Annotated in this window: 25 protein-coding genes; 20 read left to right on the top strand and 5 right to left on the bottom strand. The window is 42.9% G+C overall.

Annotation, left to right across the window (positions count from 1 at the left end; genetic code table 11):
• The first annotated feature begins 44 nt into the window (after positions 1–44).
• Complete coding sequence (locus OH460_RS24520; protein ID WP_269999851.1) at positions 45–863, top strand: PP2C family protein-serine/threonine phosphatase; 819 nt, start codon at positions 45–47, stop codon at positions 861–863.
• 64 nt (positions 864–927) lie between these two features.
• On the opposite strand, the gene OH460_RS24515 is transcribed toward OH460_RS24520, so the two are convergent.
• On the bottom strand, positions 928–3,414 hold the full coding sequence (locus tag OH460_RS24515; RefSeq protein ID WP_269999850.1) for an Ig-like domain-containing protein: 2,487 nt from the start codon (positions 3,412–3,414) through the stop codon (positions 928–930).
• A gap of 422 nt (positions 3,415–3,836) precedes the next feature.
• On the opposite strand from OH460_RS24515, the gene OH460_RS24510 reads away from it, so the two are divergent.
• Positions 3,837–4,643: a hypothetical protein gene (locus tag OH460_RS24510; RefSeq protein WP_269999849.1), complete on the top strand. Its 807-nt coding sequence runs from the start codon at positions 3,837–3,839 to the stop codon at positions 4,641–4,643.
• A 77-nt stretch (positions 4,644–4,720) separates the two neighbouring features.
• On the opposite strand, the gene OH460_RS24505 is transcribed toward OH460_RS24510, so the two are convergent.
• Complete coding sequence (locus OH460_RS24505) at positions 4,721–5,509, bottom strand: hypothetical protein (RefSeq protein ID WP_269999848.1); 789 nt, start codon at positions 5,507–5,509, stop codon at positions 4,721–4,723.
• 49 nt (positions 5,510–5,558) lie between these two features.
• A complete protein-coding gene (locus OH460_RS24500) occupies positions 5,559–5,909 on the bottom strand; it encodes a hypothetical protein (protein ID WP_269999847.1) in 351 nt (116 codons plus the stop codon).
• Between the two features lie 198 nt (positions 5,910–6,107).
• On the opposite strand from OH460_RS24500, the gene OH460_RS24495 reads away from it, so the two are divergent.
• From OH460_RS24495 to OH460_RS24470, 6 genes are all read left to right on the top strand, one after another.
• On the top strand, positions 6,108–6,617 hold the full coding sequence (locus OH460_RS24495) for a S26 family signal peptidase (protein WP_086714935.1): 510 nt from the start codon (positions 6,108–6,110) through the stop codon (positions 6,615–6,617).
• Positions 6,604–8,184, top strand: a complete 1,581-nt coding sequence (locus OH460_RS24490) for a TrbC family F-type conjugative pilus assembly protein (protein WP_269999846.1) — start codon at positions 6,604–6,606, stop codon at positions 8,182–8,184. The genes OH460_RS24495 and OH460_RS24490 overlap by 14 nt, the downstream gene beginning before the upstream one ends.
• A 16-nt stretch (positions 8,185–8,200) precedes the next feature.
• Positions 8,201–8,428 (top strand): hypothetical protein, encoded by a 228-nt coding sequence (locus OH460_RS24485; RefSeq protein ID WP_269999845.1) that lies wholly within the window; start codon positions 8,201–8,203, stop codon positions 8,426–8,428.
• A gap of 12 nt (positions 8,429–8,440) precedes the next feature.
• On the top strand, positions 8,441–9,508 hold the full coding sequence (locus OH460_RS24480) for a TraU family protein (protein WP_081230309.1): 1,068 nt from the start codon (positions 8,441–8,443) through the stop codon (positions 9,506–9,508).
• Between the two features lie 131 nt (positions 9,509–9,639).
• Entirely contained in the window at positions 9,640–12,621 is a 2,982-nt protein-coding gene (gene traN / locus OH460_RS24475) for a conjugal transfer protein TraN (protein WP_269999843.1), read from the top strand.
• Positions 12,622–12,645: 24 nt separating this feature from the next.
• Positions 12,646–12,915: a hypothetical protein gene (locus tag OH460_RS24470; protein WP_086714931.1), complete on the top strand. Its 270-nt coding sequence runs from the start codon at positions 12,646–12,648 to the stop codon at positions 12,913–12,915.
• A gap of 60 nt (positions 12,916–12,975) precedes the next feature.
• Here the strand turns inward: OH460_RS24470 and OH460_RS24465 are convergent, their stop codons facing one another.
• Together OH460_RS24465 and OH460_RS24460 are read right to left on the bottom strand one after the other, a co-directional pair.
• Complete coding sequence (locus OH460_RS24465) at positions 12,976–13,143, bottom strand: hypothetical protein (RefSeq protein ID WP_154723762.1); 168 nt, start codon at positions 13,141–13,143, stop codon at positions 12,976–12,978.
• Between the two features lie 11 nt (positions 13,144–13,154).
• Positions 13,155–14,159 carry a hypothetical protein gene (locus OH460_RS24460; protein WP_269999842.1) on the bottom strand — a complete coding sequence of 335 codons (1,005 nt, stop codon included), beginning with the start codon at positions 14,157–14,159 and terminating at the stop codon, positions 13,155–13,157.
• 265 nt (positions 14,160–14,424) lie between these two features.
• Here OH460_RS24460 and OH460_RS24455 point away from each other — a divergent pair, with 265 nt between their 5' ends.
• The 12 genes from OH460_RS24455 (at position 14,425) to OH460_RS24400 (ending at position 25,743) form a co-directional block, all read left to right on the top strand.
• Positions 14,425–16,272: an ATP-dependent helicase gene (locus OH460_RS24455; protein WP_269999841.1), complete on the top strand. Its 1,848-nt coding sequence runs from the start codon at positions 14,425–14,427 to the stop codon at positions 16,270–16,272.
• A gap of 283 nt (positions 16,273–16,555) precedes the next feature.
• Positions 16,556–17,503: a single-stranded DNA-binding protein gene (locus tag OH460_RS24450; RefSeq protein ID WP_081230314.1), complete on the top strand. Its 948-nt coding sequence runs from the start codon at positions 16,556–16,558 to the stop codon at positions 17,501–17,503.
• 16 nt (positions 17,504–17,519) lie between these two features.
• The gene (locus tag OH460_RS24445; RefSeq protein WP_154723760.1) at positions 17,520–17,678 is read left to right on the top strand and encodes a hypothetical protein; all 159 of its coding nucleotides are present in this window, start codon (positions 17,520–17,522) and stop codon (positions 17,676–17,678) included.
• Between the two features lie 60 nt (positions 17,679–17,738).
• Entirely contained in the window at positions 17,739–18,824 is a 1,086-nt protein-coding gene (locus OH460_RS24440; RefSeq protein WP_081230315.1) for an AAA family ATPase, read from the top strand.
• Between the two features lie 32 nt (positions 18,825–18,856).
• On the top strand, positions 18,857–19,150 hold the full coding sequence (locus OH460_RS24435; protein WP_269999840.1) for a hypothetical protein: 294 nt from the start codon (positions 18,857–18,859) through the stop codon (positions 19,148–19,150).
• 78 nt (positions 19,151–19,228) lie between these two features.
• Positions 19,229–20,263, top strand: a complete 1,035-nt coding sequence (locus OH460_RS24430) for a DUF3150 domain-containing protein (RefSeq protein WP_269999838.1) — start codon at positions 19,229–19,231, stop codon at positions 20,261–20,263.
• A 66-nt stretch (positions 20,264–20,329) separates the two neighbouring features.
• Positions 20,330–22,393 (top strand): hypothetical protein, encoded by a 2,064-nt coding sequence (locus OH460_RS24425; protein WP_269999837.1) that lies wholly within the window; start codon positions 20,330–20,332, stop codon positions 22,391–22,393.
• Positions 22,394–22,438: 45 nt separating this feature from the next.
• Positions 22,439–23,629: a DUF7146 domain-containing protein gene (locus tag OH460_RS24420; RefSeq protein WP_269999835.1), complete on the top strand. Its 1,191-nt coding sequence runs from the start codon at positions 22,439–22,441 to the stop codon at positions 23,627–23,629.
• Positions 23,630–23,761: 132 nt separating this feature from the next.
• The gene (locus OH460_RS24415; RefSeq protein ID WP_081231379.1) at positions 23,762–23,995 is read left to right on the top strand and encodes a hypothetical protein; all 234 of its coding nucleotides are present in this window, start codon (positions 23,762–23,764) and stop codon (positions 23,993–23,995) included.
• 283 nt (positions 23,996–24,278) lie between these two features.
• Entirely contained in the window at positions 24,279–24,749 is a 471-nt protein-coding gene (locus OH460_RS24410; protein ID WP_269999834.1) for a DUF4314 domain-containing protein, read from the top strand.
• Positions 24,739–24,972: a 2Fe-2S iron-sulfur cluster-binding protein gene (locus OH460_RS24405; RefSeq protein ID WP_081231380.1), complete on the top strand. Its 234-nt coding sequence runs from the start codon at positions 24,739–24,741 to the stop codon at positions 24,970–24,972. The genes OH460_RS24410 and OH460_RS24405 overlap by 11 nt, the downstream gene beginning before the upstream one ends.
• 78 nt (positions 24,973–25,050) lie before the next feature.
• On the top strand, positions 25,051–25,743 hold the full coding sequence (locus tag OH460_RS24400; protein WP_136987179.1) for a hypothetical protein: 693 nt from the start codon (positions 25,051–25,053) through the stop codon (positions 25,741–25,743).
• Positions 25,744–25,815: the final 72 nt, after the last annotated feature.

Here is a 25,815-nt window from a genome sequence, read left to right as displayed (position 1 = left end):
ACTTTATTGTTACTTCTTGCTTTAAGTTGGCCTATTGAGTGAAATTGAGTTTTGATCTTTATTGTCAAATCTTTGCTATAGCGTCACGTAGCAATCAGCTCTGCGTAACAGAAAAGTTTCAATCTTTGTTGTTCACCGACAGTAGTAGTTTCACTCATGCTAAATCTGATAAAAGAGTAAACCAAGATTCGATTCTTACCCCCACCAGATGTGATGATGGTTTTCTTTTTGCAGTGGCTGATGGTGTTGGTTCTTATAAAGGCTCTGATTTAGCTTCAATGGCTGCTGTCGAGTATTTAGAAAAATCTCATCTGTCCAAGGCTCGTTTACTTTCACCGGATTTATTTGAAGGTGTCTTAAGTAAAGTTAAAGAGCTGTCTAACTATGACCCTGAATATGAAGTGGCTTCAACCACACTCACCTATGCATACGTTAATTCAAATGAAATCATAATTGGTCATATTGGCGATTGTCGAGCTTACGTAAAGCAAGGAAACAAGTTGGTCCAACTAACTAAAGATCATACTCAGCATCAAATGCTGATTGATCAAAAGGTATATACAAAGGCCCAATTGAAAAACGCGTCAGGGAAAAACCTAATCACAACAGCTATATCTCAAGTTGTACCAATGAAGCCCGAGTTTTTCAGCTTTAAAGTTTCTGATTATGTTGATGACCTACAGGATTTAACTATTTATCTGATGAGTGATGGCGCACATGCGTATTGGGAGCAAAACCCTAGATTTTCCCCGAACACCATGAAAAATGTCACTAAATTATCTAACAGCTTACTACGACGTATTGAACGAAAAGGCGCAAAAGACGATTATTCGCTCGTTTCATGTACATTTGCTATTAGTTAAATAATCAAAGGAGCGTAAAGCTCCTTTTTTATTACGAACGTACCGCTCTGGATACACCAATACCTCAATCGATATACGCTGAACTGAGTTGCGGCAAATTAAACAAAAAATCGGCTTGTCCATTGTTGTTATCTGAAACCGGATAGACTTCAACATACAGGGGGTCACCATTACCTAAGTCGATAACGATTTCCTTCGTTTTTCCCGGAGCGACTTCAATCCAACCATTTTTAGTTTGAATTCGAATAGGGAAGTCCGAGGAGGCATTGTTAGTGATTTCGCCCTGCTGGTCACCCGTGGCCAACATACTGTTTTCGAGCGTGAGTGCTCGTTCAGTCAAGATGATCGCCATTGGTGTGCCATCTGATAAGTACAAGGGTGTGTTCGACTGCGAAGCCAAATAATCTATGGTGTTCATGACTATTAGGTTCTCAGGTTTGTAACTGAAACTCGTGATTTTAGAGTTTGAATTATTAAATTCGTCGGAAGCACTGACGGACAACGAGTAGATTTCATTTTCATCAAGCGTAGGGAACAGCTTAGGCAACTCAAGTTGATAGGTTTGGCTGTTAGCTGACTCGTCAAGAAGGGAGTAACCCAGTTGATAATCAATGTCATAACGTGACCCTTGTAAAGAGACTCTAATGTCATTGATGTTTGAGACGTCAGAAACGTTGAACGTCACCTTTCTCAAGTCGGTCACTTGTTCTGGTAAGGCACCTCCATCATAACCCATGATGATTGATGGAGCGGTCTTGTCACTCACGTAAGTAACGGCATGTTTACGCGCATCTGGACCGTGCCGCTCTCGGGCATACACATACACCTCATGAGTACCTTCTGGTAACTCCGTTAAATCGTATTGACCTTCAAACGTTGTGCTATTGACCGTTGAGTTAAATCGCCCGACATTGAGTTTGTTGCCATTGGCATCTTGCAGTTCATATCTGTCCATGTAGATTCGGTTTTGATAACACGTATGGCATGGTAACTCGACTTGCACAGACAATATCTTCGTGTCTTCGTTAAAGGCAGTCTTCTCTATCGATGGGTAATATTTATCATTGTACGACCCAACAGGGTATGTAGGGTTACTTGATAAAGTCTGGTCTGTACTGCGAACGGTGAAGCTACTGTGGTAATAAGCCGAACCACCAGCTGTCATTTTCCATGGTGAACTCAATGTAATTTCACAAACATCTTGGCCCGTTGGCACCGTACACGAATGGCCAGCATGATATGCAGTCTGAGGGTAAGTTCGGGCATTCACAAACAATCGAATTCGCTCTATTTGTACCGGCAATTCATGATTGTAGACACGGCGACTCCAAGAACCCCAGTCTTGTGTATCTGAATAATAATATTGGCCATATCTAGGGGCAGGGGTTTTGGGTGCGCTGTCAGAGAGTGTCACTCTATATAGGCTTGGCCCGACAACATTTCGGTAATGCGCTTGGTTTCGCCATGAGATACCAATAGCCCCAGCTGGTGAGGTATCGACAAAATATATAAACCCGTCACCTCGGTCGGTGTATACGGCGTTTGCTCCAGAGGCCCAGATCCCCCCCGCATTGTTGAAGTTCCCAGAATTATCGCGAAAGTTCCAATCTGCAACACGGTATAAGACCGTTACGGGGTTAGTATCTACCTCCATGTCGCGTACATAGGGCTCGAATGCGGCTAATCCACCGATCACATTGCTACTTCCAGGAACCAATACACCAACAGCTTCTAGTGTGTCCGTCCGTAAAGAGTCCCAATACACATCTTGATAGGCGGTATAGGCGACATTACCGGCCTTGTCCGAAATCTTTGTTCGGGTTTGGAATCGATCAATCGCATTACCAAGTGGGAACAGACTAGAGTTCACTGAAAGGTTTATTTCAGCGGATAACTTTGACTCAGTGTAGGCAAGGCTTTTCGATTTATATGGGATACGATTGTCTTCGGCGTCAAAGGTGAAGGTTTCCATCTCTATACTATCAATACCCGAAACATCATTGACGTTTTTGACTTCAACAATGGTTGAGGTGTAGGACCCCATTTGAGCGGATAGATACCAACTACCGGCAGGGAGCATAGAGTTTACGTGACCCCCATACATGTATTTTACTGACATATTATCGGAGGCTGGTGGCGTGACATCCCTAATGATGTTCGTCGATTCAGAATTAACTACCACTCCATCCAGCGACAATGTTTCAGCCTGAACGGTATAGCTACCTTCCGACGGAATAGACACGCTAAGTAATGAGCCGAAATATTCACTGCTAAATGGAGAGTAAGCATCATTAACGGTGATCACGTTGCCCGTGGTGGTGGTAACAGCTACGCCATTCTGAAGAATACTCACTCGGATGCGGCGATCTAACCCTGCGCTTACATGAACCCCTAATTGGCCGACGTTATTAATCAACGTGGATTCGGCAGTATTCGTTTTTACAAGCTTCGATATACCGAGTGTATCTGTGAACTCAAACCCCTCAATTGCTGAATGTGCGAACCCAGATGTGGTGAGACATAATGATAGAAAACATAATCGCAATTTCATAATTGACCTATTTAAATCAAAGTGAATTAGATTGATGCTATCAAGAGCGGCTTAAGAGAAATTCAAATAAAGGAAGAAATCGGGGTGTTTGATTGACGTTGGTGCTTTGGAAAAAGAAAAGGGCTCATAGTGAGCCCATTCTCGCTCTTGAAACCCCTTCCAAGAGACTTGTGCTCGCAAGACCTCTCCTGCGAGACTTCAATCCGAAGATTGACCTTCTGGAACCCCTTCCAGTCGGATTTGTATGGAGGAACTAAGAATAAACTAATGTCATTCATTTCGTTCAAAAACAGTATACACCAGAAAGATTGGTTGTTTAGCAAAAGAAACTTAATTAATAATTAAAAATCGCCTCTCTATTTGAGAAAAGACGAAGACCTCCTAAATACAATGCTCTGAGTATTATCAAAAAGGACGATACAATGAATAAATCCCGTTACCCCCTCTATGGTCTAATTGCGAGTGTCTTCATCATTGCAGGTTGTTCGAGCGAGCCGGAAAATGCTGCGTATTGTCCACCAATGAAAACTAATTATGACGCCGTGCATGGACATGAAAATGAGAGTGAATATTTCAAGGCAGCAACACCACTGTCATTGAATGAATTCAATCGCAAGTCATACGAAGCGCTTATCATCGATGGTGAGGTTCATTTGACCGACCCTAAGCGTATATCCAGTCGATACGTATTGATGAGCCTCAATCATGGGAAGGAGTCCTTGTATGTCATCAGGCACGCCGCGATGGACTACTCAAGGTTAAGTGGGTATGACTATGCCTTCTTAGCCGAGCATAAAGACAACGCAACCGTAGTAACGAGTGGAGAAAAGGTGACAGTCATTGCGTCATCTGGACAACCTAACTCATTTCACTACATCGAAGCTCCCATTTACAAAGAAGGGTATGAAGGAAGGCGCGAATGGAAAACTCAAACGTTTCCACATGGGGTGACAAATCAATTTGATGAACTGTATATCGACACGGCCATTTCCATTGATAACAAACCCTACGTTCTCGGTTTTGCTAAAACAAAGACAAGTTCAGGTGAACGAATAGGCGTTGTGCTATTTGATTTGACAACTAAAGGGTCATACAAGTACACAAGGTTGCTTGAATATAAGGGGAAGAAAGAACTACCTGGGAACGCGATGTACGTGTATCAACATGATAACGTGGTGATGATCAGCGTGTTTGATAAAACGTTTAAGATCACCCATTCAGACTCGTGAAGGTAAGTGACTGATTGTTATTACTACTTCCGCAGAAGATCCTGAATCGGAGCTTTTGTGCGTTTAGACAGTCGATATTATGCTTTATCCCTTATCTCCTTTCTGTTTTGTGAAATGTACATTCCACACATATTGGAAATTGAGTTCAGAACAGTATTGGAATCTATTCCCGGAAAATTTTTGCAGTAAATCTCTAGGGCCATTAATCCAATATGCATGCTTTGTGGCAGGTTGACTGGTACGGCTCTGATCGGTTTGTCTTTCTGACCTACTTGAAAAAAGACTTTTGAACCTTGGTGCTCTACGCCAAAGAATTTCGATGATTTCTCACCTCCCACACCATGATTACCGAAATAAATCTTTTCGTAAAAGCCGAAACATACCCCGATTAACAATGGCAGTTCGATGTCTGTGAGTTGAATCGCGACCTTATCTTTCCAATTGAAAGAGCGGTCACCTGAATTATTACTAATGGCGGCTTCTAAACGAATGGTATAGAAAATATTTTGTTCGCCATTTTCATCAACAATACCCTGTTGGCTAGACTTCAATTTTTCGTCAGGCTTCACTTCCAAAGCAGCTTTACCGCCATGAACCTTATAACTATGAGCTCGTATTTGGCGCATTGAATTAGGATCAGGTTCTTGGTTATTTGCTTTAAATGGGTTCGGCTTTAGTCCTGCATTTTGCGGGTTATTCGCTGGTGGTGTAGCTGGTGAAAACGCTTGGTTGTTTTGAGGTTGCTCGGGGTGCGCCGATCTTTGTTGATTTACAGGGACCGAATGTAGATTCGCACTTGATGGCGCATTGTTGTTTTGCGGTTTCTGAATTGGTCGATTGCTAGGCGAAAATGTTGGAGTGTTCATAAAGTAGTCCCCGTATGATATTTAACAGGGTTATACAACTTACAGCTGACTATTTAGCTATTGGTGAACTTTGTTCTATGTATTTTTCGATATCCGATACCAATTGTTTTGTATGGACGCATAAGCGGTAGTAAACGGTGGGAGACTCATCAGCATAAGGGCTTAAAAACATATCTGCTGTGTATCCGGTATGATGATAGTTAGCAGCTCGTATGCCTTCAGTCAGAATGCGAAGCGGGATGACAGGGTAAGGATCGATCAGCGTTTGATTAGCTTCTAAAGATGACTGTAAAGCTAACTCAGATTGAAACAGTGCTTTGTTTAATGCGTCTTTTAAGTTGACCAGAGCCAGATGGGTTGAGGCTGAGTCAATCAACGTTAAAGGGTCTGTGTTTTTCATACCATCGTGTCTTGGTGGATCCAATTTCATATATTAGCATTTCTATATGTGTTGTAGTTATCATTCCCATAAATTTTAAACGCACAGCAAATAGATCAATTAGTCATCGATATTTGGCTGCCTATTTGGATTTTATGACTAAATAAAGTGTGAAGATTACGTATATCCAGTTTATCAATGTCTCGGTAACGGAAGCGTATGAACATTACACAGTACACATATATCAAAATATTCGGCACGCTCGTTGGATTAGTGTTGGCCGTATTGCTACTTAGTGGTCGGTATCAGATTTCATTGGTCCCAACAGCATTGGGTTGTTTACCTATCAAGGCCGCAGTCATCGACTCTAAGAATCATTTCCCCAAGCGTGGGCAACTCATGTCCTTCCTGTCGCTTAACGCTCAACCTTATTTCGCACATGGCACCAATTTCTTGAAAATAGCAGCTGGTGTTGCTGGAGATACCGTGACCTTTGACTTGGATGGAGTCACCGTGACCACCAAAGATGGGGAAGTCATTCGTTATGCGGCTGATGCTCGTCGAATGATTAATTATGCCCAAATCGACTTCGATACCCTCAATAAGACTTTCGTTGTCCCTGAAGGGCAATATTTCGCTCTTGGCACGCTACCTACCTCTTTTGATTCAAGATACTGGGGTTTAGTTGAACACTCTCAAATTATCGGAGTTGGCTATGCATTTCTCTAAGGCACACAACGTCTTGTTACTAACTTTATTCATTGCGACTTACGCGTTGGCTAACGGACAACTCACTCAAGAAGATCTGGATAATGTACAACGCAGTAACGACATCATATCCAACGCCCATGAAGTTCAAGGTACTCAAGCAGTTTTAGATGCAAGTAACCTGAACCCTAAAATGATGAAAGAATTGAAAGAAATGGCCGATCACGCCAAGTCGTTGAACAGTACCATTTCTGACCAATCGGGCTCTCTTATCGAATATCGGAAGGACGATACGCCAGATATCAATTTCAGAGCCCTTCAAGATGTTATCGATGATAACCAAACTCAGTATCAAGCCAATTCCATTGTCAATGAAGGACAACCAAAACCCTTAGCATTCGATCCCTCCACATTGACAATTGATAATCTCGATTCGATAAGCATTGAGCAGCCGAACCCTTCGTCTCCAAGTCAAAAAGTAGACAACAAATACGACGATGAAGAAGCGAACACGGTTTTTTGGATATTCGTGTCGAGTTCAATGCCTGATCACCAAATGAAAGAGGTGCTAGAGCTCGCTGCAGAGTGGGGAGGCCGTGTTGTGTTTAACGGCTTACGACCTGGCGACGTGGGCGTACCAGATATGATTAAAGGTTTGTGGCAATTAAAGGTCAAACTGGCTAATGCTCAAGATGACATACGCACGCATGCCGAGAACCCAGACAAACTGAAACGAATCAATAAAGCCGCTGTTTACATTGATCCAATGGCATTCGAGCGTTTCAACATTGAACAAGTTCCAACGATGGTTTATGAGCGCAAATTATCCGATAACACAAAACTCGTCGGGAAAGTGAAAGGTCTAATCAGCGCAAGCTACTTACAGAACGAGACGGAAAGCGCGGCAGCAAACCCTGATTATGACGGCTCCGAGGTATTCCTTGGTGAAATGGGGTCCATATTTCCTATCGCAGAAAAAAGCTTCATTGAAGAGTCAAAAAATAGAATGAGGGCCGTGGATTGGGAAACGGAACAAAAACAAGCAATAGCACGCCATTGGCATAACCGCAGTTTTCATACTCTTCCACCAGCCGTGAAAGACCGTGAGTTCGACTTTGACCCAACAGTGATAGCCACTGGTGATGTGAAAGCGGTCAATGGTCTTATTCTGGCCAAGAAAGGAGAGTTAATAAATCCCCTCAAGCCGCTTAAAAACCACGACATAGTACCTGCACATTTAACCATGTTTGTCTTTGATGCGACCGACGAACAGGAAGTGGAGTTTGTAAAGTACATGTCTCTCAATGAATCTCGCGGGAAAGTGAAACTCATATCTACACGTATCGATAAGGATAGGGGGTTTGACCATATATCTGAGTTAAATAAGAAGTTCACCTATGACGTGACCATCCTGACTAAAGAAGTCATCGACCGATTTGATTTGGAAGTGACCCCGACTCGGTTAATTAGTACCGATGAGGGTATGTTCCAGATAAATGAGTATTCGGCGCAAACAGTCACTCAGGTCAACCTACAAGTGGCTGACGGTGGCCAACCTACGCCGCTCAATCAATCCAAAACAAACTAGTTAAGGAAAACACAACATGATTAAGAGTCTCGTACTTATTGGTTTCGGCGTCGCTCTCGGTGTGTGGTTGGCTGATACACAACCTAATCTAGCCAACTCAGTGAGGGACATTACTGAATCAAGCATTGATGCTGCAGATCAGCTAATGAAAGATAACCCAAACTTCTCGAATTCCGTGAACAACATTAAAGAACAAGGTATTGACGCTGCTGGTGTTGTGATAGAGCAAGTGAACAAGAACTAAAGGGAGGAACATATGATTAGGTTCTTTTTGATTGGTTTGATGTCCACAATGATAAGCATGGCGAGCTTATATTCTGTGGCTGCGGATAACGACAAGGCAGGCGACTTATGTCCCGATGCCAACATCTTGAGTACGGTCATCGACGGTATGTGTTGGAGCTGTTTACTTCCAATTCGACTAGCCGGTATTGGTGGGGACGCGCCTAAAGGAGCCGCTTCGAGCAAGCCTTTTTGCATGTGTGCTGATGAGCTAGGTGTCCCTGAATGGGGTATACCGCTCGGATTCTTCCAACCATCAAGGATCGTATCTTTTTCACCAACGCCATACTGCATGCCTTCATTCGGTGTTCGTTTGGCAGACGATAATACCCGTGCTGGACAAGGCCGAACAGAAACAGCGATTGACGATACAGAAACTTCTTTCTTTCACTATAAATATTGGGTTTACCCAGTAATGCAAATGATTGAAATGTTTGCCAACGCGGATTGTACCTATGATGGGGCGACAACATTGGATTTGGCGTACTTTTCCGAAGCCGACCCGTTGTATCAAGATGATTTGTTGGCGTTCGTGATGTTTCCGGAAACCGTTATCTTTTCGAACCCAATAGCGACCTCTATCTGTACAGCCGATTGCGCTCAAATACTGGCTGGTGGAGAGGTAGTTGAAAACTATTTTTGTGCTGGGTGTTCAGGGAACCTTTACCCAATGACTGGCAATAATCAGTACAGTGACGATCCGGTACGTGGCACTTCGTTGTTAACCACGCGTTTGATGGCCACTCTACACCGACGTGGGCAAGCACAGCTGACAATGGGTAATCATATGATTCAAGACAGTTGTGAACCGAACTACGCGCCAATGTTGCCAAAAACACAATATCGTTCTTCCATGCTTTACCCAGTAAGAGAGGCGAGCTCGCAACCTAAAGGTGGGGGAGGATCTTCAATTCCACTATCAACAGGTTGTTGTCATAAACTCGGTGACAGCGTTCTTAAGTGGGGTAATGGCCGATTGGTCCCTGGTCGGGAAGCGTTCGTTTATCTTTTGTATTCTTGGAATGATTGCTGCTTAAGGTAACTTTAGAGAGCCACCCTAACGGGCGGTTTTTTGTATTCGTTTAACAAAAACTCAAAATGCCCTCGCTATTTGAAATTTTTTAAGTGTTACGGGATTAACCTGATCTTGTTTTGAGAAAAAGGCAGGGCGTTATGTTTAATCGAATACTGACTCACTTTAGCTTGTTCGCGTTTCTGGTTCAGATCTTTCATGTTTCTTTTATCGGTGTGCTGTATGCATCTACCTCAACGGTCACCTACGCACAGAATATGTCACTTGATGAGATATACGGAAACTTTCAAACACCTACTTACAGCGGTGGTAATGCTACTGTAGGTGGTAACTCGCTAGGCAACTCAGAATTGTTTGGATTGGATGTTGAGCGTGTTGGATCAGAAGGGCAATTTGACGCATACCAAGCTTATCAAAATGAAAATAAACTGAGAGAGTCAGGACAAGGTGTTTCAGATAGGTTTTCGAATAACACCGTTGGTAGTGAGTCGGACTATGACGCTAAGGCTTACAACACATTAAAGCTGAATTATAACGACAATTACCAAAAACTAGAGTCCGATGACTCTATCATGGTCGATGCCGACAACATTTTTAAAGAGTTGGCCAATAACCTAGATGATGCCAATTCAGATTTTTATAGCGCTTGCACGACAGAAACAAATACGTACTCAGTAAACAGAGAGTATGTCGGGAAAGTCAAAAATGAATGCATGGAACCCGACCGTTCCAATCTAATGAAGTGTGAATTAAAACGACACACAACCTACCCTTTGAAAAAGCGTTCTGGTAGTGGCGATGTAGAAATTATCGACTCTCATACCTTTAGATTGACGGTAGGTGACCCTACTAACAACGGTACTAATGACCATGGGATGGGTTGTTACCACAAAATTAACTTTGTTGAATTTGAGCTAGAAGAAGATGTTCGTATCAGTTCGGTGACGTTCGAGCGAGTGTGGGTGGATGATGTCATTCAGTTTACTCTCAATGAAGAAATCGTTTATCAATATGTACCCACTAAATCGTATTGGTTTAACAATGGCAGTTGTCGTGATGGCGATTGTACTTCATACCCTGATTACGATGAAAACGGCAATTGGGTGCATCCATATGTAGATGAGACTGGCTTTCCATACCAACACACTAACTGTGAATTCAGCTCCAGCCGAGTGTTTACTACAAATACCAACATAACAAGCCAATTTGAAGCTGCTCGTGCTACTAATCGCGGAATCGTTAAATTCAAAATGCGTTTGGGTGTCGGCGGTGGAGGTGAAGGTAAAGCCACCATTCTCGTCCGTACTGTGGACCCAATTGACCCTAAAGAATTCATTGAGCAATCTCCAGTTGGTTGTGCTGCAGAACTCGGTTGGATTCAAGACCCTTCGACGTGTGATGTGTTTGGTAGCGAAGGCGATCAGATCTACATCAACCCAGACTGTAGTAATCCACTGAATCAGAGTGGTGGACAACAAGGCATGATGTGTAGCTACGGAGGATGGGAATGTGTGGAATCCGAAGCCGCGCATATCGATGATTATGATCAGTTCTTAATTGGTTTGCCTATTAACGTGCCTCGTCCGGGGCAAACGAGCGATGGTAAAGCGTGTTTAAAGGCCAATGCTGTCAACTACGAATGTAATCCTTTACCGGACCAACAGATTTGTGGTCAACCATACTGGCCAGAAAGCAATGAGAGGGTTTGCACTTCTTTCACTGAGTTTAACGCTAATATTCCGGATCGCTGTGAGCCTTACAGAAATAATGCCGACTGTGCGTTAATTGAACAAAATCCAGCTTTTGTTGACCCTATAACGGGGCGAGCATACGTCCAAGAGTCAGTCTACGAATGTAACACTTATACAAACGGAAACTATTCGTACACGATGGAGGAAGACATTTGCACGGGTGAAATGCAGTGTGTGGGTGGAGATTGCCGTTATTCAGAGCTTGAAATGAATGATGACTTTGCGGAAGCAATGGCGACGTTCAAGATGCTGGAAGACATTAAATCGAATATGGAATGTGAAAACCCAGATGATGTCTCCACCTGTAAAGTCTTCAATGGTGAAGTGTCATATTGCGGTATCGAGCAGACAGGGCTTGGTTTTAACTGCTGCACGCTATCCGCAGGACAAACCAATATCTTCGATTACATCAAAGGCGTCTATCATCACTATGCGATGGAACAATCACTGGCTGGATTGGCAAGCTCTGGTGCCGGATTCGGTTCCTGGGCATCTAGTTACCCAACTCCTGTTACCAATACCGTAACTTATGTGACCGATGCTGTGAGCGCTGGTTGGGATTTTGCTGTACGTAACATCACGGGTGAAGTCGGGGAGGCCGCAGCTGAGGCCGCAACAGAGAGTTTGCTCGATGAAATTAAAGGTGAATTGATGAAAAAGGTCGCAGACCTGCTGCCTGATGCAATCCGAGATGCGATCTTTGATACTGTGACGGAGGGAACCGGTTCGACTGCTACTACTACAGTGTCACTCAACCCAGCTGTCTCTGGCGCATTTGCAACTATTATGGCCGTTTATGCTGCCTATCAACTGATTAAGTTGGGTGCAATGATGATTTCGGAATGTGACGACCTTGAAATGGGCATGGGTATGAAGCTCGACCAACAACAATGCATATATGCCTCAACCAGTTGCTACAAAGACACTCCATTTGGCTGTCTCATAAAGCGTAAGCACTATTGCTGCTACCCGAGTCCATTGGGGCGTATCATCATGGAACAAGCGGCGCCTCAACTGAATATCAGCCTCGATCCGAGAAATGGACAATGTTCAGGCATGACGCTTGAACAAGTCAGCGAGTTGGATTGGGACACCATAGATTTAACCGAATGGGAAAATCTGATTATGGCTTCTGGACTTGCAGTAGAACATGACGATTTAAATATCGATACCCTGTCGAGCCAAGCTTGGATGCCAAATAATGATGATGCAATGAACCCTGTCGACCTTAACCAAGCACGTTTCGAGTCAACTGACGCCGACGCAAACTTGAAAGAGACACATGATGCAGCAACACCTGGTAACTTGGATTGCTCGGTATACCCTAGACCACCAGTGTGTGACTCACCATTATCGATTTTGGACGATTAGAGTTATTTAACAAGGATAAATGGAATGAATCAACTGACTGAACTACAAGCTGGGTTAGCGATATTACAAGCTCATTGTACGAGGGGAAAGGTTATCGTGGAGGCAAACGCTAGGGGAGTTGGAATCAACGTTACCTTACGTGCGCCAAAGAATGAGCAATCAGGTTTACTGGATAAGCTGCGGTCAGTCGCACCATTTAAAGGCAAAGAACAGCTAATTTCTCTGTGGGTCGATGACCTTAAATTCTATGAGTGCCGCTTGGAGAAATATATGGTTTATATCTCAGACACGTAACTTACTTCAGTACATCAAAAAGGGCTTACAATGTAAGCCCTTTTAATTCCGATAGAGTATTTAGCCGTCTGACTCTAATTGCTCAACACGACTGATCTCGTCGTCGCACGAGATAGCGGTTATTTCGACATCTTCATACTTCGAATCCGCGCAGAACGCTTGTGTCAACTTTTTGGGTAGGGACGCCCCCTCTTGAAACTTGAAAACCACTGTCATGAACTGTTCCATATTGGGCCTCCTTACTGCGTAGAAACTTTCGTATGCGAGTTTTTGTCTTTAGCTCTCTCAAGAATCTCAGTGACCGTCGAGTGATATTCTGACAAACTTTGACTGAATTGCTGTCCATCAACCGGCTTAACGAAATAGTACACCGTGTCATTGTTACGTACTGCATTGATGTTAGGAATGTACTGAGAATCAGCGATATATTCCTTCATCGGTAAACTCATAAAAGTAGCGGTCGGGAGCTTAATAGAAGGGCTGGTGGATAAGCCATTGGCATTTACAAAGCCTGTTGTTTCAGCGTCGCTGTATTGCATGTGTGCTATCAGGCTACTGTAATAAGTAAATCTGACCGCGATGACATTTGTATCTGGGATCTGCTTTTTAAGGTCAGCATCGAACACGTCTGTACTGAAAGGTTCCGAAATAGACCGTACACCGACTCTCGTCCCTAAGAAGGCAGTGTCCACTCCTCTGAAATATATCGCTGCGTGGGAGTCCACGTTTGAATCAAGTGGATACCCTTCAACACAAAGGCTTTCACCACCATTGTATCTTTCATCGTAAAACTTCGAATCTGGCGACAATGGTTTTTTGGTAAAGGATTGAAGTGTGTCGAATGAAGGAACCATTACCTCATCCATTTTAGACATAATCACCTTACACATTTCATACTCGTCTAAGCCACTATAAGTATCAGCATCCAAGTACATAACTAGGTTTCTTCGATCCCAACCGTACTTTTGATCCGCTAGGATGGCCAATCCGAAACCCGTTGCCATAGAGCCCAATGGTAGCCCTAATAACGTAGACCCCACATAGCCACCGATTCCCACATCCGAAATTGCACCTTTAGGTAAGGTTTGGTCTTCGATGATCGTTCCACTTCCTGCTGAACGGGTAACTTGGAGCGCGATACTTGATGTGCCTAATTCCGGTACTTCGTATTTTGCACTATTGGACGCACATGCATTCAAGAGTAAAGCGGCGGTAATGACTGATGCTGTTTTGAATAGGTCCATAATTCTGTCTTCCTTAGCCAAGTGAAACTGTATGAGTATTTATTAAATCTACTTACATTTATACATCATGAGCCGAAAAATACACAAAACCAGCCAATGAAAACGGGGGGAAATGGGGGGAAGCTTCGGATTATTTTCAAAATTAGTGACGGATGTCGAAACGATGTAACAAAGTGAATTTCCTTCGTTAATTGAACTTTGTAGCTAAATAATCTCCTACTCTGATGTACATATTCAAATCCATGAAGCAGTACGAGTCACGTATATGTTAAATCAAGATCAACATCTTTGCGTTAATGCGGAAGGCCATATCATGGTTGTTGCATTGCCCGGTTCAGGTAAAACTGAAGTGTCAGTGCGTTATGCTGAACGGGTGCTTACCGATTGTGAGCAACACGCAATTGCCATGCTGACGTTCACAGATGCAGCGGCAACCAACTTAAAACGTAGGCTTAAGTCGACAATGCCAAGAAGTCAGACTCTTCGTGTATTTCCAAGTACTTTTCATTCTATGGCTGTGCAGCTTTGGCGTCAGACGAACTCATATAAAACGATTGTTATGGGTGGACACTTAAACATCTATATTGAGCGAGCGATGCGTGCTTGTCATGTGGCGATGAGTTATGAGGAAGCAGAGAAAACGATAAGTACGATCGGACAGTATTTAACTATACCTCGCTCAGAATTCTCATCTATCAAACTGAAACTTTTTGCAGCTTATGAAAGCATCATGCGAAAAGAGGGCAAAGTCGACCTAAATCAGATATCTCGCGACGTTATCCATGGTCTGCGAGATGGAACAATTCGACCACTGTCAGAAACTTTAGGCGTTACTCACATATGTGCTGATGAGTTTCAGGATTCCGACGATCTCCAATATATGTTTCTTTACGAGCACGCTAAACGAGGTTGTTGCATCATGGTTGTTGGAGACGATGACCAATCAATCTATGCCTTTCGAAATGCAAGAGGGGTCGATAACTTCCGTAACATGCAAGCTGATCTGAACGCGAAAGCCTACAGCTTAAAAATTTGTTATCGATGTCCACCAGCAATACTGAATGTGGCCAACAACCTGATTCAACACAATGTAGAACGCATTCCAAAAGAATTAAGGTCACACGTAGAGGAGGGCGGTGTTGTCGATTGTCATGGCTTTAAGGATGAAGACCATCAAGTTGAAAGTGTTGTTGAAGGTATCCTTGCCGATCAAGGCGGGTGGGCGGTACTGGCTAGAACCAATAAAGAAATCGATACAGTTGAGCTGGAGTTGTCCAAACATAAAGTTAAAGTTAAGCGCCTCGGCGGTAAGAGCTTCTTTGAGTCAGCCGATGTGATTTGTTATATCAAGTTGATGTGGATGCTGACACACCGTAACAGTCGGTATCTACAAGATTTCTTGGCTTACATGCATGAAGATGAGGTGATGATTGATATGGCGAAAAGTGCTAAATCAAATGGAATCGACTTTATTGGGACGGTAACCACCTTAACCCAAAGCCAATCATTGCTAATCCACACCCAATCAATTTTTGAAATGTTCATGCATGAAGGTGTCCCAAAAGAGCCAAGCAAAACGGTCAACGCCGAGTATCAACGAAAGATCATTTCAATGGTGATGGCGCAACGAAATATGAACTCTCCTGCGGCTCTTGGAGCGATGGCTGATATCCTAACCAAAACAGCTGCGTCACTTGGCAGTTTGGCTAAGGCCGCAGATCAGTTTCATGACCGGATAACCAAAATAAACGCTAAAAAGGCTGAAAAGATTGGTACAGATGAGGTAGTGATCGCTACGTTGCATGGCTCTAAAGGACTAGAGTTTCCGAAAGTCGCGATATTGAGCTGTCAAGATGAAAGAATTCCGCAACCAGATAAAGATGGTTTAGGCGAAAAGCATTGGGAGGAAGAGCGTCGCTTGTTGTATGTGGGGATAACGAGAGCTGAGAAGTACTTGCGACTGTGTTTCTTCAAAGAGCAGTTGTCATTTTTGAGAGAGGCGGTTCCAGATCGAATTGAGTTGGCCGTACAACAGCGAAATGAAGAGCCAGATTCGGCAGCTCAGGCAGAAAAACTGCAACAGCTAAAAAATGAGTTTTTGAACGCTTCTTAGCTTACGGAAAAGTTAAACACTAAAAAAGCTGCGCTTAATTTACAAAAGTCTCCCGTTCTTGGGGTTTACTATAGGTGATTTACCCGGGAAATTTTTTCACTTTTTTAAAGTGATACTTTTCTCCCTTAGTTGGAGAGCTAATAGCAATTCTCCCATAGATTTATTCTATGTCCCCAGTGACTTTTTTAAGTCATAAACCTGACCCTAAAGTGGGCTATAGATATCCCACTAGGGGATTACTCTATCTATAGTTCCACGTTATTTTATTAATGAGGAATTAATTATGAAACCTTTCCGTTCAAACAATGGCCTTATCGCATTCGTAGTTACTGGTTCTCAAATTGAGAATGGCAACACGACCATCTGGGCCGATCAAGTTACCTCTTGGGTAGACGGTCAAAACCAAATGCAGTCACGTACTAACCAGATTCAACTTTTTGCCCATGGGCAATTAGAGTTTCCAGTCGGTGTTGGTTATGTGTGTAAAGTATCTCTTAAGACGTGTAAATTCACTGGTAACAATAACAGCGAACTTACGCATACTTATTATGAACTTCATAATGTGTTAGGCGAAATTGATGGCAATTCTGTTAATCAATTTGGACTACCTTCATTGTGTAACTTTACGCTTGGCGGCAATGTTGGTTCGATTGAACAGAAAAATGCAAATGGCAGTACTTGGTACAATGTTTCAATTGCATTAACTCGTTCATTTAAAGATGAGCAACAAAATTGGCAAGATGAAACCCACTGGGCTCGCCTGTCAATTTCACAAAAAACTTTTGATCAGAACTTCAAACAAGGTTTAGACAAAGGTGATTCTTTAATGGTCGAAACTGAACTCTCTACTAACGATTACACCGACAAAAACGGCAATAATGTCACTGGACATGAATTCCGCGTTAGTCGTGTTCTTGGTATGGTTAAGAAGTTCGAACTTCAAAGCTTAAAAGCTGCGAATCAAGCCCCACAAAACAATGGATCTGCGTACAACAACGCACCACAGCAAAACGCACCACAGCAAAATGCTCCTGCGTATAACAACGCACCGCAGCAAAATGCTCCTGCGTACAATAACGCTCCACAGAATGGTCCAGCGTATAATGCACCACAGCAGAATGCTCCACAGCAGAATGCCAATAATGCACAACAACCTGACTCTACACAGCGTCAATTCCGCCCACAAGCAGGCAACGGAAATTTCCGTCAGCGTGCTTATAATCAGCAATAATTCGAGGTACGCGGATATGAATTTTTCTCACCAGAAAAATGTATCTGCAGCACGAAAAAGGCGCGCTCTGCGCCTTCTTCGAAAGGCTCAGGTACTGAATAACCCCAAACTTCTTCATAAAGCAGAAATGCTACTTGAAGATGCTAATAAAGCTTTCTTTCTCAAGACAGCTTAACCCCTTAATTAACTACCCATATTAATTTAACCCCACACTTCATTCCTGGAGGAATTAACTATGTCTAATGCTAACCCTGTGACTACTGTAGACACGAATAACCAACCAACTTCTACTGTTGAAGAAATTGATTACTCAGAGATGATTACTGTTCGTATGGCCGACGTGTTCAAACCGTTTGTCCCAGCAGCAGTAACGGCAGTTATTCAGATCCCTAAACACCGTCATCCAGATGTACCTCGCGAAATCGCAGGTTATATTCCAGATGAAAAACAACTTTCCCAAGTTATATCTTGGTTTTGCTCACCTCAACGACCTAACTTCATGCATATGGTTGGTCCTACGGGGTCTGGTAAAACTGATTTCATGCTTTGGCTTTGTGCTCGCCTTAATTGGCCAACTGTGCTGGTGTCTGTTAACCCGACATTACGCCCTGAGAAGATGCAAGGCCGCTGGGTGTTGTCAAACGGTCAAACGGAATATGTTTATGGACCTATCGCTGACGCAATGAAACACGGAAAATGTGTTTTGCTTGATGAATGTGATAAAGGGTCTTTAGATTTTATTGCCAAACTTCACCTTCCTTCTGAGATGACGAAACCTTGGTCTATTGAAGACACAGGAGAAATCATTTATCCACACCAGAACTATCGTTTTGTAACGTTAGGTAATACTTCTGGAGAAGGGGACATTTCTGGTTTGTATCCATCGTCTCGACGTTGGGATACGGCTTTTCGAAATCGTTCATTCGTTGTGCCTTTTCCGTATTTACGCACGGAAGTAGAAGAGAAAGTGGTAATTGGTAAATTTCCGTTTTTACGCGACCACAAGAAGTTACTGAAGAAGTTAATCCAGTTTGCTAATGCTATGCGTGATGCAATGTTAGGTCCTAATCGAGATCGAACAACCAAATCTGGTATTGGAACGGCTTTTTCAACTCGTGTGGTTTTATCTTGGTGCTACTACATTCAAATTAATGGTGATAGAGCTCCACTGCGTGCTTCGTTTAATAATGTATTTTGGAATGGCTGCGACACTCGTGACAAAGCTGATATCGAAAAGATTATTGATCAAGTGTTCAAAGATAAGAATGGTCATATTCTCGATCAACCGTATACCTGGTTGAAAGAGCAATCAAAAAAGTAACAAGCAATGATTCAGAGTGTGAAGATGCTGATTTGCCAAGATCGGATTTAGACGGTCTAGATATCAGTACAATCAAGTTCAAACTGTATCATTGCAATGACAATGGAAGTAATAAGCTTTGGGGATATACGTGCCTTGGTGCCGACACACTGGTTGTTTACGGAGCCAAAGGCCAAAAGCTTAACTTCTATCGTAAAACCCATCAGTCTGAGTTACTAGCGCGTAACTACAGCGAAAAAAAAGTTAAAGAGAAAATGAAGAAGCAATATCAGTTTACACAGATTAAATGTTTCAGCAAAAACGAACTTAGGTTCGCTACTCCTTAACAAACCTACCTAACCCCTTCAGGGACTAGATTCCCTGACCGGGATCAGTCCCTCCAATTTTTATTCCTTGGAGGAATTATGAAAGACATCAACGATACCCAAACTCTCGATATCGATACAGTAGCTCAAAATCAACTTGACCAAGTGGCTCAACAAGATGGCGAATTTGCTAATCGACTCGAAAATGGGCTTGTGAATATCGATGTAACTACTTCTGGCCGTGATGGAGAGAAAACGTTAGCGAATGCTAAAACTCTCTTAGACGAAAAGGAAGTGAATTCAAAGATTGCTCGTAAAGCCCGTATTGAGTGGTTTCCTCGTTCTGAGTTGCAGTTTAAGAACACATTGGAGACTAAGGCACGCCGCGCTATTGCAGCCCGAGGTGTCCGATATGGACGCGTTACCGCGATTCCAGTTGATGAACTTGACTCTCTACTCGTTGAACTCAAGGCAATTCAAGCTGAGTTTTATTCAGAAGTCGCTGACCGTGATAATCGCTATGACACCATAGTTGAAGAACACAAGAAAGCTAACCCTGATATGGCTGAAATTATTGAGTCATTGAAGACCCCTAAAGATGATTTCTTTAGACGTTTTCAATTCAACGTATTGCCGCCGATGGCCTTCAAACCTTATTTCAATGATGACCAACAGGAAGCTGTTGATTACATCGTGGAAGGGATTTTGGATAACGTCGCGGAGCAAGCTGTTGTTGTTTATGAAAAAATTATTGGTAAAAGTTCAATGATTCAGCGAACTTTCAAGCCAATAAGAGCTATTCGTGATTACGTGTACTCAATGTCATTCCAACACACTGTGTTTGACCGATTGGTTGATGAACTTGATGAAGCGTTCGATACCTTACCCAAAACTGGGAACATCGAAGGCTCTGATATGACCTACGCGGTTAAATTGGTACATAACCTTACAGAACGTGGCTCCATCTTAAATGGCATTGTGCCAGTGATGGAAGTCGCAGATGAATCTGAACCGAGAATTATTGACGCGATTAAGGACTCAGTAGTTTCTACTGATACTGACAGCGGCAATAGTACTCCTACCTATGAAGAAGTCACTGGCGAAACGTCAACAACCGGCTTCTGGTTCGGCTAACCCCACCTACCTAACCTAATGAGCTCCCTTTGGGAGCTCTATCCTATTTTTTTGGAGGAACACCTTATGGCTTCAATTCAAGAAGTTCAAAACACAATGCGAGTTATTACAGATATTCATGCACGATTTGACGTAAATATCTATTTTGACCGTCGAACTTGCTACACGAATGGCAGAGATATTTATATCAACGCTGGTGACCCCTCTGATGAAGTTTGGTCACGACTCGTTGAAGCAAAAATTACTCATGAAGCTGGTGGTCATCTACGATTCAGTGACTTCTCAGTCTTCGAGAAACACCTCAAGGGTAAATCAAGCACGTTCTTATCAATCAACAATATCATTGAAGATTGTCGCGTAGAGACTGCTTGTATGAAGGAGTTTTCTGGTGCCTACTGGGTATTTCAGAAAATGACTTATGACTTGCTCGAAGAGGGTTATTTTCAGGAACCAATAATAAGTGACGGCCCCGCTGGGTTGTTATTTGCTTGGTTATTGTATTCTGGTCGTGGTATTGCAATTGAGGGGCAATCTCACCTAAAGAAACTTGGTGATGATGCTCGACATCTACTGATGTCATTAGGCACTCCAAATTCTCCAATTTTTGATGAAATTGAAAAGCGGATGATTAATTGGGGTAAATTACCTTCAACAGTGGCTGCTATAGATGAAACCATCGAGGTTATGCTTTTATTAAAGCGTCTTTCTAAAGAGCAACCGCAACCACCACAGCAACAACAATCAGCTAATCAGAATTCAGATTCAGACGATGATTCAGATGGTCAGGGCTCCGGTTCAGATTCAGACGAAAATTCAGATGGTCAGGGCTCCGGTTCAGATGCAGACGATGATTCAGATGGTCAGGGCTCCGGTTCAGATGCAGACGATGATTCAGATGGTCAGGGCTCCGGTTCAGATGCAGACGATGATTCAGATGGTCAGGGCTCCGGTTCAGATTCAGATGATGACTCAGATGGTCAGGGCTCCGGTTCAGATTCAGATGATGACTCAGATGGTCAGGGCTCCGGTTCAGATTCAGATGATGACTCAGATGGTCAGGGCTCCGGTTCAGATTCAGATGATGATTCAGATGGTCAGGGCTCCGGTTCGAATTCAGATGATGATTCAGATGGTCAGGACTCCGGTTCGGATTCAGATGATGATTCAGATGGTCAGGACTCCGGTTCAGCTGGTCAGGGCGCTTCTCAAGGCTCTTCAACCCGTAACCCACTCAGTGATGAAGATTTTCAGCGCTTGGGTGAAGCATTGGCCGATCTTCATGAGCTTATCGATCAAGCGATCAATAAACATGCTTCAGTGAATCCGGCATCCTATGAGGACATTTGTAACTATAACGTCACGCCAGAGCTAAATGGGCGAATGTTATCAATGCCAATCCAAAGCAGTATCAACTCTGGTGCTCGTGCGATTAAACGTATTATCGAATCGCAGATGTGGGCTAAAGAGGCTGTACCCATCATGTACGATGAATCTGGTAGTGATTTTGACTGTGATTTACTTGCGGGTGTAACTGCTGGTAACAGTCGAATCTTCTATACAGAGGATATCGTTGAGACTCATAAATCTTCATTCGTTATTGCGATTGATATTTCTGGCTCAATGGGTGTGCCTGTTACAAATGAGTCTGGAGATCGAACTGGCTACTGTCGATTGGACATTGCCCAGAAAGCCGCCTTATCGGTTGCAGCTGCACTTGAAGAGTTGGATGTACCAGTATCAGTCTTGTATTTCAATACGATGGCTTATATTGGAAAGTCATTCAATGAACCTTTGATGCAATGCTATCCGCGAATAGGTATTGAATCTGGTAATGGTACTGAAACTAATAAAGCTGTCTTAGCTGCTCGTCAAGAGTTTACAAAGCTCGATATGGCAAGCAGAAAGCAATTACTTGTTGTTACCGATGGGTGTCCAGCTGATACACATGCTGTCGAAAGTCAGGTAGAGCAATGTAAAGCCGAAGGGATTGATGTTGCGTCAATCAATATTTGCGAATCAAGGTACGGAGGCATTCCAAATTATCAAGTGATACGTGATGCTGATGACCTTCCCGCTGTGTTGGATGACATGATTCAACAGAACTTGTTGTCATCGATTGAAATTAGTTAAACGTAACAGTGACGCTCTTCGGAGCGTCCCTTTTAGGAGGTTAAAATGAGCAATTACAGAAGATCAAAAATCCAAGATGTACATGCGTTAGTGATGCGTCATGGTGGCTGGTCCTCAGTGTTCAAATGTTACGGTGAACTAACTGAGGCGATGCGAAAGTCTTCAAATGGTGTTTCTAAAGCTGTACCAGATCCATTCACTGGCAAAGGCAAAACTGTCTTTCGCTTGTACAAAGATTGGAACGAGTCTGGTGGCGGTTATTACAATGGTAAGGGTCGTATTGGTGATGGTATTGATATGGTCGCTTGGCTTGAAAATTGTAATAAATCGAAGGCAATGGACATTATCTTAGATATTTTGGGGGAGTCTACAGACAACATTTCTCAGCGAGAAGTGAAAGCCGTAGCCGCTCAAAAAGAAGAGAAAGCTGTTCTTAGTCCTGCAGCTATAAGCAAACGCCTATGGATTTTGCAAAAGGTTGAACATGAGGCTTTTGCTGTCACTGAATCTGAAATAGGTATGAACTATCTAGTATCACGCGGATTAGGTGACATTCAAATACCTTGTAACGTTGGGTTTCACTCACAACTTAAAATGTGGGACTCACAAAGCAACGAAGTGTATTTACCAGGCATTGTTTTATACATTCAAAATTTGAAAGGTGAGGCAATTGCTTTTCATCGAATTTTTTTGAATGACGATGGCTCAGATAAATCACCGTTGCTTGATAACCCTAAGATGCAAATGTCACCAATAGAGGATCCTCGCGGTGCATCAATACAGTTTGGTATGCCTTTAATCTGTAAAGATGAAATGGACAATACACGAATTGTGTTAGGCGTTGGAGAAGGTCCTGAAACCTGTTTGGCTTGCCAGCATGCTGAGAGTATTCCTGTTTGGTCAGGTATCTCTTCTACCTTGATGGAGCTGATCGATATTCCTTTCGAAGTAACCGACTTGGTTATTTTTAAAGACAAAGATCGCCTTACACAAGGAAAAGACATGCCGGAAGGCGACAGAGCTGCCATCTCTTTGAAGGAACGTGTAGAGAAAAATATGAATCACTGCAAAGTGACCATTGCATCTCCACCGAGTCCCATCAAGGAATTGGCAAAATCACAAGATTGGCTTGATGAATGGTGTGATTCTGGATATCAGAATTTCATCGGATACTTAGCCAAAAACAAGCTGACACCGGTTGGTTTTCTCGATAGAGAATTTAACGATGTTGCTTAAATACGCATTAGCCTTCCTTCGGGGAGGCTTTTTGCTTTTAGGTCGCTCAAGGATTGGTCTAAACGCAAAAAGCTCAAGACAATGCACGGTTGCTGTATAACGATATAAATGAAATCACTGAAGGAGAACCTTATGGTCACTGGGTCTTGGTACACGGTTGATGGTAAAAACATTGAAGGGCTGTCCGAGCTAAAGTTCTCTGATATGGCCAATGCACTGAGTGAAGTTGAGGCTTCCTATGAATGCATCGTCCTTGAAGAGTCAGAGCGGTTGGGGTGGAGCTTATTGCAAGTGAAAGCCGTTGTGCCAATTAAGGATGGCACAGTAAAACGAAAATCAACCTTAAGGTTACTACTCAGCCATTAGGTCACGAGAACACAAGTACTTCGTAAACACGGAAAATACCGCCAGTAATTGCCAAAAGTACGATGAAATTCATGTTAACTGTAATTGATTTACCCGAGAAATTTATCACTTTATTAAAGTGATTATTCCTCATCCAGTTAGGATGCTGTTGCAATATCCTCTTGTCTTATGACATGTCCCCATTGACTTTAATACCCAAGTCACAAAAACCTACCCATAGGGAACAGATCGTACCCTATTACCATAGGTTGCGCTTGTTCCTTTATTCCTTGGAGGAATTACCATGCGCAACTCTACCATTGATGCAGCTTTAGCAACTTATACGTCTTCTATGACCCGCTATATCTGCAACGATAACCCGTTGGACCTACAAATCGCGCAATGCGCTGTTCGTTGGATTAACGCCTCTCTTGAGCGTACAGGCCGTGAACATTTCCGAACTACATCAAATGGATTATTAGATGTGCCATTTCTTTTAGATTCTAAATTCCACGATAACTTCGCTACAGATTGCTGGTTTTTGGCTGAGAATTTATTTCTCCCGACTACTGAAACAATCAAGCAATCGCTTAAACCTGGTGACGTCATCAAGATGATTCACATGAACGATATTGACCCAATTGATGCAGGAGAACTTGGTCAAATCAAGCGTATCGACGACATGGGAACATTGCATATGCAATGGGACAATGGTCGTTCTCTTGGTATTTGCATGCCTGCTGGAGATTTATTCGAGGTTTATTATGCGAGTTAACAACACACCCATTCCAACTGATTCTTGTACGGCGCTTGTCGCACTAGAAAGAGCTGGATACAAAGTAAATTCTGAATGCCGAAATGGTTACTGTGGCGCTTGTCGTCTCAAAGCTACTGGCACTCCTACTTACTTAAATGACCCTATTGGATATAAGCAAGACGGTGAAATACTTGTTTGTTGCGTTGATTCGCAATCAGACATTGACATCGAACTACCTTAATTACCCATAACCCCAACAAACTCAACGTCAATCAAAGACATTGAGCTTGTATCCCCAATTCCTATGGAGGAAACCCTTATGTCATATGAAATCATCTATGAGAAATTTGCTACGTTCTGTCCTGCAGATGTAGTAAGTCAACAAAAGAAAGATTTCCTACTCAAACATTTCAATATCAATTGTTCAACTATGAGCGATTACGATATCGATGCCGAACTTTTCAGACGGTTCAAGATCATCTCAACGGATAACTTGTACATGCTTCAACTCTTAATTGGTCCGTCCAATTGTGTTGATACAGAGTCAGGAAAGCGCACCCGAGATTGGATGTATTGCGGTGTCGACACTGAGTATTCACTATTCCAAAAATACGGATGTGAATGGTGCCGAAGTGTTGAAAGTGGCGATTTAAAGCCTAATGGTCGATGGGCAACCCCTGAAGGCTGGCTTAAATCATTACGATTGGCATTCAAGCAAGCAGTGAGTTATGAGGCTATGCCTTATTGTCATTCCATGTCTTTTTGGATAGTCAAACCTACAACCTGGGAAGATCAGTACAAACTCAAGCAGTTTGAATCGATTGTATCCAGCTTTGGTGCTGACATCATGGAAAGAAGTTGGTTTGGCACTCGCAAGTTATATTGCTCATTTAGCCCTGAGTCGATGTTTGAAATGTACCTGTTTCAAGAACTATCGATTCGTTTTTTTGGCAAACGTGCATTCAGCACGACTAGCCCGAGTCTAGGTCTAGTCAAGCAAAGAGCTATATAGCTCAACCCCTTACCCATTAGCAGGGACTTTCTTCCCTGTGGGAAGTTGTCCCTTCAAAACCTTAATAGTTCT

It is taken from the genome of Vibrio sp. Makdt, from assembly GCF_027587015.1.
Classification (GTDB): domain Bacteria; phylum Pseudomonadota; class Gammaproteobacteria; order Enterobacterales; family Vibrionaceae; genus Vibrio; species Vibrio chagasii_B.
The sequence above is the reverse complement of the archived record's forward strand: the minus strand, read 5'-3'. Positions and strand labels throughout refer to the sequence as shown.